Source organism: Martinezella sp. CNPSo 3795, assembly GCF_057784475.1.
Genome location: NZ_JBXSOQ010000010.1, coordinates 105,157 through 116,547, shown reverse-complemented (window position 1 = coordinate 116,547; position 11,391 = coordinate 105,157). Strand labels below are relative to the sequence as shown.

The 11,391-nt window shown below is 57.9% G+C and carries 11 protein-coding genes; 6 read left to right on the top strand and 5 right to left on the bottom strand.

Features of this window, described 5'->3' with window-relative positions; genetic code table 11:
• Positions 1–11 precede the first annotated feature (11 nt).
• From AC13QY_RS24355 to AC13QY_RS24330, 6 genes are all read left to right on the top strand, one after another.
• Positions 12–1,328 (top strand): MFS transporter, encoded by a 1,317-nt coding sequence (locus tag AC13QY_RS24355; protein ID WP_488494038.1) that lies wholly within the window; start codon positions 12–14, stop codon positions 1,326–1,328.
• A 49-nt stretch (positions 1,329–1,377) separates the two neighbouring features.
• Complete coding sequence (locus AC13QY_RS24350) at positions 1,378–2,100, top strand: haloacid dehalogenase type II (RefSeq protein WP_028754304.1); 723 nt, start codon at positions 1,378–1,380, stop codon at positions 2,098–2,100.
• Positions 2,101–2,174: 74 nt separating this feature from the next.
• Positions 2,175–3,029 carry an NAD-dependent epimerase/dehydratase family protein gene (locus AC13QY_RS24345; RefSeq protein ID WP_488494037.1) on the top strand — a complete coding sequence of 285 codons (855 nt, stop codon included), beginning with the start codon at positions 2,175–2,177 and terminating at the stop codon, positions 3,027–3,029.
• Between the two features lie 132 nt (positions 3,030–3,161).
• Positions 3,162–4,442 carry a DUF3422 domain-containing protein gene (locus AC13QY_RS24340; RefSeq protein WP_488494036.1) on the top strand — a complete coding sequence of 427 codons (1,281 nt, stop codon included), beginning with the start codon at positions 3,162–3,164 and terminating at the stop codon, positions 4,440–4,442.
• Positions 4,443–4,555: 113 nt separating this feature from the next.
• Positions 4,556–5,383, top strand: a complete 828-nt coding sequence (locus AC13QY_RS24335) for a phosphogluconate dehydrogenase C-terminal domain-containing protein (RefSeq protein ID WP_488494035.1) — start codon at positions 4,556–4,558, stop codon at positions 5,381–5,383.
• A 551-nt stretch (positions 5,384–5,934) separates the two neighbouring features.
• A complete protein-coding gene (locus tag AC13QY_RS24330; protein WP_028754294.1) occupies positions 5,935–6,591 on the top strand; it encodes a nucleotidyltransferase family protein in 657 nt (218 codons plus the stop codon).
• Positions 6,592–6,701: 110 nt separating this feature from the next.
• On the opposite strand, the gene AC13QY_RS24325 is transcribed toward AC13QY_RS24330, so the two are convergent.
• Genes AC13QY_RS24325 through AC13QY_RS24305 form a run of 5 tightly spaced genes read right to left on the bottom strand, consistent with a single transcriptional unit; the run spans position 6,702 to position 11,381 of the window.
• Positions 6,702–7,658 carry an XdhC family protein gene (locus tag AC13QY_RS24325; RefSeq protein ID WP_488494034.1) on the bottom strand — a complete coding sequence of 319 codons (957 nt, stop codon included), beginning with the start codon at positions 7,656–7,658 and terminating at the stop codon, positions 6,702–6,704.
• Between the two features lie 48 nt (positions 7,659–7,706).
• Entirely contained in the window at positions 7,707–8,294 is a 588-nt protein-coding gene (locus AC13QY_RS24320) for an adenylate kinase (RefSeq protein WP_246790712.1), read from the bottom strand.
• Positions 8,291–9,751 (bottom strand): NADP-dependent succinate-semialdehyde dehydrogenase, encoded by a 1,461-nt coding sequence (gabD, locus tag AC13QY_RS24315; protein WP_028754292.1) that lies wholly within the window; start codon positions 9,749–9,751, stop codon positions 8,291–8,293. The genes AC13QY_RS24320 and gabD overlap by 4 nt, the downstream gene beginning before the upstream one ends.
• 32 nt (positions 9,752–9,783) lie before the next feature.
• Positions 9,784–10,221 (bottom strand): acyl-CoA thioesterase, encoded by a 438-nt coding sequence (locus AC13QY_RS24310; RefSeq protein ID WP_028754291.1) that lies wholly within the window; start codon positions 10,219–10,221, stop codon positions 9,784–9,786.
• A complete protein-coding gene (locus AC13QY_RS24305) occupies positions 10,221–11,381 on the bottom strand; it encodes an iron-containing alcohol dehydrogenase (RefSeq protein ID WP_488494033.1) in 1,161 nt (386 codons plus the stop codon). The genes AC13QY_RS24310 and AC13QY_RS24305 overlap by 1 nt, the downstream gene beginning before the upstream one ends.
• Positions 11,382–11,391: the final 10 nt, after the last annotated feature.

Sequence of the window (11,391 nt, the reverse complement as noted above, 5' to 3'; positions counted from 1 at the left end):
GAGGAGGACGCATGATGGAACGGGCAGACAACCCGCCGATATCCGGCATTGTAAAAGTAAGCGAGGACGCCGAGGACAGCTTGTATAAGAAGGTGACGCTGAGGCTGCTGCCAATTCTGCTCGCCTGCTACACGATCTCATATCTCGACCGCATCAACATCAGCTTCGCGAAGGTCCCGATGAATGCCGAGCTGAATTTCAGCGAAGCGGTGTATGGCCTGGGCGCCGGCCTGTTCTTTATTGGCTACGCTCTTGCGGAAGTGCCAAGCAACCTCATGCTTCATCGCTTCGGAGCGAGACGGTGGCTCGCGCGAATCCTATTCACCTGGGGCTGCATCTCGATGGCGATGCTCTTCGTGTACTCGGAAGCGTCATTCTACGTCTTACGAATCCTGCTCGGCGTCGGCGAAGCTGGCCTCTTTCCGGGCGTGATTTTCTATCTGCTCAATTGGTATCCCGCGCATCGCCGGGCGCGCATCACGTCACTTCTCTATCTCGCCGCTCCATTCGCAGGCGTCCTGGGTGCTCCAGTTTCCGCCTTCATCATCGCGGGAACGCATGGAGCTTGGGGCATGTCGGGATGGCAGTGGATGTTCCTTTTGGAAGGCCTTCCTGCGGTGCTGATGGCAATCGTGGTCTTTAAATGGCTGACCAACAGCATCGAAGAGGCTTCCTGGCTCTCGACGTCCGAAAAGAAGACGCTACGCGGCAATCTCGACGCCGAAGACACGCGCAAGCACGATATCAACTTTAAGGCAATCTTCTCCGACAAGGGCGTACTGCTCTTGGCTGGGATATTGTTCGGTATCGTTCTGTCCCAGACGGGCGTCTTCTTCTACATGCCCTCGCTCATCCGAAACGCTGGCGTGACCGATACCATTCAACTCGGCATCCTATCAGCGGTACCTTATGGCGCCGCGGTCGTTGTGATGTTGATCGTCAACCGCCATTCGGACCACGTCGGCGAACGGCGCTGGCACCTGTTCGGTAGCTGCGTGCTCGGCATCGCTGGCTTCATCGTCAGCACCATCTTCAAGGCGAACATCGTCATGGTTGTCCTCGGCATGAGCATGGCGATCAGCGGTGTGATGGCATCGCTACCCGTCTTCTGGACGCTCCCGACCGCGATCCTCAAGGGCAAGGCAGCCGCAACAGGTATCGCGTTCGTGAACAGCATCGGCCTTACCGCTGGGTTCGTCGCGCCCTTCATCATCGGCTACCTGACAACCCTGACCGGAAGTCCGGATGCGGGCATCTACCTCGTAGCCGCCGTCTGGGCGGCCACCGCGCTGATCGCGCTGATGTTCGTGAAACCCAAGACTGTCTGAAATGAATGGCCGGACGGAAGCGTCCGGCCACACACAAGGAGATTTTGAGATGCCAGATTTCAAGGACGTAAAGCTTCTCGGTTTCGACGTGTTCGGCACCGTCGTCGACTGGCGAGGCAGTGTGGCCCGTCATGTCGACAAGGTCTTTTCCTCCCAAGGCATCGTACTCGATCCGTACAAGTTCGCGAGCGATTGGCGCTCGCTGTACCAGCCGGCGATGGAACGAGTGCGTACGGGTGAGCGCTCCTGGGTGCCCCTTGACGTCTTGAATCTGGAGAATCTGAAGGTGACTCTGGCCTACAGCGGCGTCGATGCGACACGGTTTACAGCGCAGGGCCTCAATGATCTCAACAAGGCCTGGGAAAGACTCGCCCCCTGGCCGGACTCGGTCGCGGCGATCGACCGCCTCAAGCGGAAATTCGCCGTCGGTACAATCTCGAACGGACACGTAGCGGGTATGCTGTGGCTCTCTAAATTTGCCGAATTGCATTGGGATGTCATTCTGGGTGCGGAGACGGCGAAGAACTACAAGCCACGCCCCGAAGTCTATTTCAGGTCGGCGGAGAGTGCCGGCCTATCAATCGAGGAGACCGCCATGGTCGCCGCGCATAACGACGACCTTGAAGCTGCGCGAGGGTGCGGAATGAAAACCGTTTTTGTCCGCAGGCCGACCGAACATGGGCCGGATCAGACGACTGATCTAGTGGCCGACGACGAGTGCGACATAGCTGTCAAGGATCTGGCGGAGCTCGCCGATGTCCTCGAATGTTAACATGACGGCGCTTGAGTTGCGACGCTTCGCCTTGGCGTCCTACTGTTGAGCCAGCCACGATAGGAGATTGTCTCATGAAAATTCTCGTAACTGGAAGCAGTGGAAGAGTCGGACGGGCCGCGATTGAGCGCCTCCTTGAAGAGGGGCATCAGGTTATCGGGATTGATGAGGTACCATCGTCGGACACCAGATGGCCATTCGCTCGCGTTGATATGCGGGATTACGGCCAGGTTTTGGACGCGGTCGTTGATCTCGAACCGAAGATTGATGCGATTGTTCATCTTGCTGCGATTGTGGGCGCGAGCGTCGCTCCGAGCACACACATATTTCACACAAATACCGCCATCAGTTACAATGTTTTCCAAGCGGCAAAGATCGCAGGCGTCAAAAACATTATTTTTGCAAGCAGCGAGACCCTGCTCGGCATTCCTTTTACCGAGCCACCTCCCTACTTCCCGGTCGACGATAGCGTCAAATCAAAGCCGGAAAGTAGTTACGCTCTTTCCAAACTTGTGGACGAAGCCGTCGCAGCCGAGTTCTGCCGTTGGGATCCTTCTCTCAAGATGATTGGTCTGCGGTTTTCCTGGGTGAAAGAACCCCACCAATACAAAGAGTTCAAGGCTACAGAACAGAATCCAGACCTTCAGAAATGGAACCTGTGGTCTTACGTTGACAGCCGAGACTGTGCTCAGGCTATTTCGCTTGCATTGAACTCAGACCTCAGCGGGTTCCATCATTTCGTGATCGCAGCAGATGATACCGTGATGGCGCGACCAACACGTGCCCTCGTGGCCACTTACTATCCCGATGTTCCGATCCAAGGACAAATCGCAGAGCATGGCAGCCTTGTTTCAAGCCAGTTGGCCAAAGACGTTCTTGGATATCGTCCGAGGTACAGCTGGCGCCACGGTCGAACGGAAGTTTCTTAGCGGCTGGATGTTCAGCAGCTCTTCGAGCACGCCGGGCTGGTGGATTCTTTGCACCAGCGGGGTTTTCAAGTTGATTCCGTCCGGTTCATATAGGTTCGCCGTTTCGTGTATTGATGGGATGGGGAAATAGACGTGACTTTAAGTTGGGCAGAAGAAGCAGTTTCGGCGACGACGTCCGCTTCCACACAAGATGTTTGCAGCTCCGCTACTTTTAAACCGGAGACAGCCGACTTCAACTCCGAGCTTCACGCTCGGCCATCGATATATTTCATCGGTCCGGCGATCGTCGAGCACGTTGCATTCATGCCTTTGGATGGGGCGATCGAGGAGTTTCACGATACCCTTGAAGTCGATGGCGAGATTTCAGTCAGGGTCGAACGGCATACTGAATTCGTGACGGTCACACGCCTACGGAAGTTGGACTCAGACCCCGAGCGTTGGCCCGAATCCGATCTCACGGAAAGTGATCTTGCGCGGCTCGCAGGATTGAACTCTCCTCGGCTTATTTGCCACGTAAGTATCCTTGCCCTCGGGAACTCTCCTGACGAGCTGGGACCGGTTTTGAAAACCTTCGGTTTCGGCGATACCGCTGCGTCCTCGATCGGCGGTGGCTCGGCACAAGTCTGTTCCGATTTTCGGGTGCGAGGAGATAATTCAAGCAGGATCATCCTGTTTAACAAGGACCTCAATGCACATCGCCTGGGGCGCATGGTGCGTCGTATCTTTGAGATCGAAACCTACAGATCAATGGCGCTGCTCGGATTGCCGGAGGCGCGACGTCTCGCCCCCATTCTCGGCGGATACGATGCGGAACTCGTTCATCTGACCAATCGCAACTTGCGTACTCCTGCACATCAGCACAAGCAACTGCTCGACGAGATCACGGTTCTTTCGTCGCATATCATCTCGGCCACCGCTGAAACCAGAAACAGGTTTGGGGCAACCGCGGCCTACGCCAAAATCGTTGAAGAGAGGATCGCGCTTCTGCGGGAAACCCATGTCCCTGGTTTCCAACGCTTTGGCACTTTCGTCGAGCGGCGATTCAAGCCGGCGGTTCGCACCTGCGAGGCGACAGTCTTGCGGCTCGAGCACCTGTCAAGAGCGACGATGCACCTGCTCGACCTCCTGCAAACCCGAATTCAGGTCGAGATCGAGTTCCAGAACGCTACACAGATCCAGGCAATGGCTGATCGAGCTGCGACGCAGGTCAAAATCCAGCGCGCGGTCGAAGGCTTTTCGATCATCGCGATCAGCTACTATCTGCTGAGCTTGCTCAAGTTTTTATATGAGACGGCGGGCCATGCTGGCTTCCACATCAATCCCGTGATCATGCTTGTTGCTGTTCCGGTGGTTGTGGGAGCCGTTGCGATCACCATCCTTCGCGTTAAGCACGCCCTGAAAACAGAAAGCTGAAAGCCGGCGCTGACAAAGTGCGAAGAGCACCAATGCGGTCGGATCGGTGTCAACAACTTGCTGTTTTAGTCTTGGAAAAGGTATAACGTCATATCATTCAATGAGGTGAGATCATGACTTCAGTTGCACTGTTCGGGGCTGGTGGAAAAATGGGATGCCGGCTGACGAAAAATCTCAAGGGCTCGCGGTTCGACGTCCGCCACGTTGAAGTGGGCGCCAGCGGCAAAACTCGCCTCGAGAAAGAACTTGGCATCCGCGCCGTTGATGTCCATCAGGCGCTTGAGGGCGTCGACGTGGTCATATTGGCCGTCCCGGACACGGCAATAGGCAAAGTGGCCTCGAGCATTGAGCCGAAACTCCGACCGGGCACGATGGTGATTGCGCTCGATGCCGCGGCTCCGGCGGCCGGACACCTGCCGGATCGTCCGGACCTCACGTACTTCGTGACCCATCCATGCCATCCTCCGATCTTCAACGACGAGACGGACCCGCACGCGAAGCGCGATTTCTTCGGAGGAATGGCGGCCAAGCAGCACATAGTCTCCGCGCTGATGCAAGGCCCCGAAGAACATTATGCTCTTGGGGAAGAGGTGGCCAAAGTGATCTGGGCACCTGTCATGCGATCGCACCGGGTCACGGTTGAACAAATCGCCTTGCTCGAACCCGGCCTGTCGGAAACGGTCTGCGCTTCGCTCCTTGTCGTCATGCGCCAGGCCATGGACGAATGCGTCGCACGGGGAGTCCCGAAGGAAGCGGCTCGGGATTTCCTGCTCGGCCACCTGAACGTCCTAGGCGCGGTGATTTTCGAGGAAACGCCTGGTGTCTTCTCAGACGCGTGCAACAAGGCGATCGAATTTGGCATTCCTGCTCTGATGAGGGACGACTGGAAGAAAGTATTCGAGCCCAAGGAAATCGCCGACAGCATCCGGCGCATCACCTGACGATTCCTCTTTTCGCTCGAGGTCTGCACCGCAGAATCTATCGGATATCGCGTCACTGCGGCGTACACTTGGACGCGCCTCCAATCCGCGGATGAGGACTGGTGCCAATCCTGACACGCTCCGCAAAGCCGCGTGCCGCGCGAGCCTCCTTTCAGCCAACGTTTTGCAGTTGAACCAATTCCGAACCTCCGACCTCTGGCTTGCAAACGCAAATCAGTGAATTTCTGCTTTTGCACCTTCAGGGCATCAATACGAAGATCGGGCGTGAACATGTCCCGTGGGACAGAGGGCTTCGGTCTGTCGCTCGGATAGGGCCGTCCGCCATACGCAAACTCATCGCCACGACCGGTCGACAGGTTGAACGCCGCGTTCCGATCACCGAAGCCGACGAGGTCGCCTGACAGATCGAACAATTCCTTTGCGACAAAGCGACGGCGTCCTCTTAACATTGAATCCGGCCATTGATCTCAATCATAGGGTATTGCAGGCTCAAGGAGCGCCGGACGCACAGAGGCTGACGGGTAGCGCGCACGGATATGGTAGGAGAAACAATGTCTAACAGAGAAGACAATGATCAGCGACCCAAAGAGCGCCTTCTCGATCCCCGTGTTTTCGTTATCTTGCTTGCGGCGGGACGTTCCAGTCGAATAGGAAAGGCAGGTGCGTCCAAGTTGCTTGCGGAATTTAACGGCACTGCTCTCGTACGACGTTCCGCCCAGGTGGCGCTCGGTTCGACTGCCGATACTGTGATCGTTGTCACAGGCCATCGCCGACTTGAAATTGAAGGTGCGCTCGATGGCTTGGCTGTCGAGTGTGTCGAAAACCCGATACACGAGCAAGGGATGGCAACATCACTTGCTTCAGGGGTTATACGCTGCAATGCTCTAGGAGCAGATGCGGTGTTGGTCATGCTCGCCGATATGCCTGGGTTGACAAGCGACGATCTGGATCAGCTTATTGCGGCTTTCAGTATCGCCGATGGCGAAGTGGTCGTCCGCGCGACGGGAGACGGCAAGCCGGGAAATCCCGTTATACTTCCAAAATCGCTGTTCCAGGCGGTGGCGCACCTCGAAGGCGATGTTGGAGCTCGTCAGATTATAGAAACGTCCAGCCTGCCAATCGTTTCCGTAGAGATCGGGGAAGCTGCATTGCTGGACGTGGACACGCCCGAGGCGATACGCGCCGCTGGCGGAATACTGAAAGCGTAATCTGATCGATCTCTCGTGTGTTCGCGACGCCGCCCGAACTATTCCGACAATGCGCGATGCTTCTGACACAGCTCGGAACCAATCATAGCCGGGGCCACGGAGTCGAACATCTATCCTTCCGCCCATCCCTGTTGAGCCAAAGTTCTGGTCGCTGCGATGTCGGCAATTACAGAAAGCGCTATCGATGAAGCATCTCTGGCCTTGTCGAAGATGCCTATCGGCGCTTTGATCCTGGCGATATCCGCGTCATCAAAGCCATGCTTGCGAAGCAAGGCGATCCGTTTCTCGTGGGTCCGCCTGCTTCCCAGAGCGCCGATGTAAAATGTATCGGAGGACAACGCGCCCTGGAGCAATGGCAACTCCCGGTCAAGGTCGTGGAACAGCAACGCAACTGCGGAAAACATGTCAATCTTAGAAGCGAACGCATTACTTTCGATGGTCGGGTCCATCTGCTCGACCTGATAGCCGGCCGCCGTCGCCACAGCGGCGGTTGTTGCCAGTTCGACCGATCGTCCGCAAAGAAGGAGGCGGATGACCGGCTGGTAGCGCGTAATGAAAGTTCCGTCGAACCAGCCGATTTGGTTCCGGCTGCCCTCTCCACCGAACTCAATTGATTCTGATCCAGGCGTATACCGAAGACTAGCGGGGCGTCGGGAGGCCAGATGTGACAAAACCTGGCCCACCGGATCTGCATTTTTGAGGATGTGAATTGAGAGGTTGATCCCTCCCCCGCAAGGAAGCACGATATCGAAGAATGGCGAACCTTCTCCAAGCCGCAGGAATCGATCACGCCCATTGCGCAGAGCCTCGACAGCTTCCGCGGCAATGGCTGCTTCGGTACAGCCACCGGAGACAAAGCCGCAGTATCGGCCGTCTCCTCGCACTGCCATCTGTGCTCCAACCGCGCGCGCCGCGCCGCCGCGAACCTCAACCAGCGTAACCAAGGCAACTGGGACACCGGCAAGAAAAGAATCGCGCGCATAGCGCAGGATTCTGGCCGGTTCGTCTGTCACAAGCGCGACCGTCGGGACCACCACATCGTTCTCACAAAAATCCTGCCGGGTCACTAGCGACCTCCCATCAATATTGGTCAGAAGTTCACCACCAGACTTAATTCACCGCTCCAGCAAAGCGCCGATTTGGGCGGCGACGTTGTCAATGCCGGCCGCAGCGTCAACACGACGAAGCAACCGGCGATGTTCGTAGAACGGCGACAACGCCGCCGTAGCGCGAGCAAACTCTTCGACTCTTTTCTTCAACACCTCGGCGTTATCGTCGGAGCGTGTTTGAGCGCCGACGGCGCGCGACTGTTCGGCTCTCTTCGCAATCCGCGCTTCGAGGAGGTCGATCGCGATATCGAATATGACGACGTGATCGAGCGGCCTGTTTAGGCTGTAAAGCAGGCGCTCTAGCGCCTCGGCCTGCGCAACCGTTCGCGGAAAGCCGTCCAGGATAAATCCTTGTTCCGGTTTTCTGTCAGACAAACGTTGTTCAACCAGGTCGACTACGACCTCATCCGGGACGAGTGTCCCGCTATCGACTGCCGCCTTGGCCGCAAGCCCGAGCGATGTCTCTGCTCTGATCGCCTCGCGCAGCAGATCTCCGGTGGAGATATGCAAAAGCCCGTAGTCCCGCACGAGACGCTCGGCCTGCGTCCCTTTCCCGGCTCCCGGGGGGCCAATGAGGACCAGATTGACCATCATGAAATCCCCATGCACATATATTTGATCTCTAGATAATCATCCATGCCGTACTTCGATCCCTCGCGACCGTTGCCGCTTTCCTTCACGCCACCGAAAGGAGCGACCTCGGTCGAGATTAGACCCTCGTTGATGCCGACGATGCCGTATTCGAGCGCCTCGGCGACGCGCCAGACGCGCGCGATGTCACGGCCATAAAAATAGGCGGCCAGCCCGAACTGGGTGTTGTTGGCGAGGCGGATCGCCTCCTCCTCGGTGTCGAAACGGAAGACGGGCGCAACAGGCCCGAAGATTTCTTCAGCGAAGATCTGAGCATCGGGCGATACATCGGCAAGGACCGTTGCTTCGAAAAAGCGGTGGCCGAGGGCGTGGCGGCGTCCTCCTGCCACGACACGGCCGCCACGGCCGACGGCATCCGAGACCAACTCCTCGACTTTCGCGACGGCCTTGTCGTCGATCAGTGGACCGATCTGGACATCTTCATCAAAACCGCTCCCGACTTTGAGGCCGGACACTACTTCTGCCAACCGCTTGACGAAAGCGTCATGAATTCCTGACTGGACCAGAAAGCGGTTGGCGCACACGCAGGTCTGACCGGCATTTCGATATTTTGAAGCAATCGCACCCTTGACCGCCGCTTCGACATCGGCATCGTCGAAGACGATGAACGGCGCGTTGCCCCCAAGCTCCATTGACGTCCGTTTGACCGTCTGCGCGCATTGCGCCATCAGGGCCTTGCCGATCTCCGTCGAACCGGTGAAGCTCAGCTTTCGAACGGTGGGATTTGAGGTCAACTCAGCGCCGATGTCCGAGGCCGATCCGGTCACGCACGACAACACGCCCTTCGGCACGCCGGCCCGATCGGCCAGCACGCACAGGGCTAGCGCCGACAATGGCGTCTGGCTCGCCGGCTTTATCACCATCGTGCAGCCCGCGGCGAGCGCTGGTCCGACTTTCCGGGTGATCATTGCAGCCGGAAAATTCCATGGCGTGATCGCTGCGCACACCCCGATCGGCTGTTTGATGACGACGATACGTTTGTCCGCGGTCGGAGCCGGAATAGTGTCGCCATAGACGCGCTTTGCTTCTTCGCCGAACCATTCGATATAAGACGCGGCATAGACAATTTCGCCTTTGGCTTCCGGAAAAGGCTTGCCCTGCTCTGCGGTCATGATGGAGGCGAGGTCGTCCTGGTTCTCCATCAGGAGCTCGAACCATTTGCGCAGGATCGCCGCCCGCTCCTTGCCGGTCAGTGCGCGCCAGGCCGGCAATGCCGCCTCCGCCGCCGCGATGGCTCGTCTGGTCTCGGTGCGGCCCATCTTCGGAACGGTAGCGATCGTCGTGCCGTCTGCCGGATTGTCGACATCAATCGCCTGGCCGTCATCAGCGTCCAGCCACTCGCCCGCAATGAAACATTGGCCGCGCAGAAGGGATGGATCCTTGAGTTTGAGTGCTGCCATTTTGACTGTCCTTTCGTGAAATTTGTTCTTGCTCAGACGACGAGCGGTTCCAGCAGCCGACGGGCCGCGTCGCCGAACGGGCTCGGCCTACGCGAGATGCGGTCTACATTGACGTGGACGAAAAAGCCTTCCGCAGACGCCGTGTCTTCGTCGTTTCGAAACAGTCCGATCTCGTAGCGAACCGATGAGCTGCCTAGTCTCGAAACGCGAATTCCGGCGGTAACCATATCGGGAAACGTCATCTCAGCGTGATACCGGCAACCCGTTTCGACCACGAGAAAGACATGCGCGTCGTCTTTGATATTCAAGGCGCCGTTTTCGATCAGGAAGCTGTTCACGGCCGTGTCGAACAAACTGTAGTGGACGACATTGTTCATGTGACCGTAGGTGTCATTGTCGGACCAGCGCGTCGCGATGGTGCGAAAGACCTTGTAGGAGGACCTGCTTGCGGGCGCTGCGCGTTCTGCCATCACCATGCCGCCTTATAGATCGAAAGCGCATCCGCCTCATTGACGTCACGCGGATTGTTGACGAGAAGCCGCGTCTGCTTCATCGCATCGCGCGCCATGGCGGCGAGGTGCTCCTCACCGATACCGACATCGCGCAAGCGAGGCTGCAATCCCAGCTTCGAGGAAAGATCGGCAAGCCGCTCGATGAAAGCGGCGCAGCGGCTTTGGGTGCTTTGTTCCGACGCGAGATCGGGGAAGACGTCCGCTGCGATGTCCGCATAGAGGGACGCAGCCTCGGGTGCGTTAAAGCGCAGGACGTGTGGCAGCACGAGCGCGTTGGAGAGCCCATGCGGGATATGAAAAGTCCCACCAATCGGATAGGCAAGCGCATGGACGGCCGCCACGGGCGAGTTGGCGAATGCCTGGCCGGCCAGCATCGAGCCAAGCAGCATGGCACCTCTGGCGTCACGATCCTTGCCATCGAAAACCGCTTTCTCGATGTTTGCGCCGAGCAATTGAAGCGCCTGACGGGCAAGCATCTTCGACAGCGGATTATTGTTGGCGTTCCTGGACGCATAGGCCTCAATGGCATGCACCATGGCGTCGATCCCCGTTGCAGCCGTGATGTGCGCCGGCAGACCGACGGTCAGATCGGCATCGAGGATGGCAATGTCGGGAAGGATGATCGGCGAGGATACACCCCGCTTTTCGTCGCCCTGGACGGTGACGATCGACACAGGGGTGACTTCCGAGCCAGTCCCCGCAGTCGTCGGCACGAGAACAAGTGGCAGCCGCGGCCCTTTGGCATTGCCGACGCCCCAGGCGCCTTCGATGTCCTCGCCGGATCCGCTGAGCAATGCTGCAACCTTAGCAACGTCGAGTGACGAGCCGCCTCCAAAGCCGATAACACCCGTCACGCTGGCGGATTTCGCAGCATGGCTGGCTGCAAGCACAGTCGCAAGCGACGGATCCGCCTCGACACTATCAAAAACGGTCGTCTCGATGCCGGCCTTAGAAAGCGACGTCAGCGCCGGATCACAAAGACCGAGCTTGCGCAACCCAGGGTCGGTGACGAACAGGACCCGGTTCCCGAGCTTCGGCTTGACGAGACCACCGATTTCCGCTGAAGCGCCGGGCCGGAACACGATCTGGCTGGTCGTGCTGAAAACAAACGGGTTCATGGGCATCTCC

Coding starts and splice junctions, on each gene's coding strand:
- AC13QY_RS24355 (WP_488494038.1), top strand. CDS start 12: ATGATGGAACGGGCAGACAACCCGCCGATATCCGGCATTGTAAAAGTA.
- AC13QY_RS24335 (WP_488494035.1), top strand. CDS start 4,556: ATGACTTCAGTTGCACTGTTCGGGGCTGGTGGAAAAATGGGATGCCGG.
- gabD (WP_028754292.1), bottom strand. CDS start 9,751: ATGGCAGCACTCAAACTCAAGGATCCATCCCTTCTGCGCGGCCAATGT.
- AC13QY_RS24330 (WP_028754294.1), top strand. CDS start 5,935: ATGTCTAACAGAGAAGACAATGATCAGCGACCCAAAGAGCGCCTTCTC.
- AC13QY_RS24320 (WP_246790712.1), bottom strand. CDS start 8,294: ATGATGGTCAATCTGGTCCTCATTGGCCCCCCGGGAGCCGGGAAAGGG.
- AC13QY_RS24345 (WP_488494037.1), top strand. CDS start 2,175: ATGAAAATTCTCGTAACTGGAAGCAGTGGAAGAGTCGGACGGGCCGCG.
- AC13QY_RS24310 (WP_028754291.1), bottom strand. CDS start 10,221: ATGGCAGAACGCGCAGCGCCCGCAAGCAGGTCCTCCTACAAGGTCTTT.
- AC13QY_RS24350 (WP_028754304.1), top strand. CDS start 1,378: ATGCCAGATTTCAAGGACGTAAAGCTTCTCGGTTTCGACGTGTTCGGC.
- AC13QY_RS24305 (WP_488494033.1), bottom strand. CDS start 11,381: ATGAACCCGTTTGTTTTCAGCACGACCAGCCAGATCGTGTTCCGGCCC.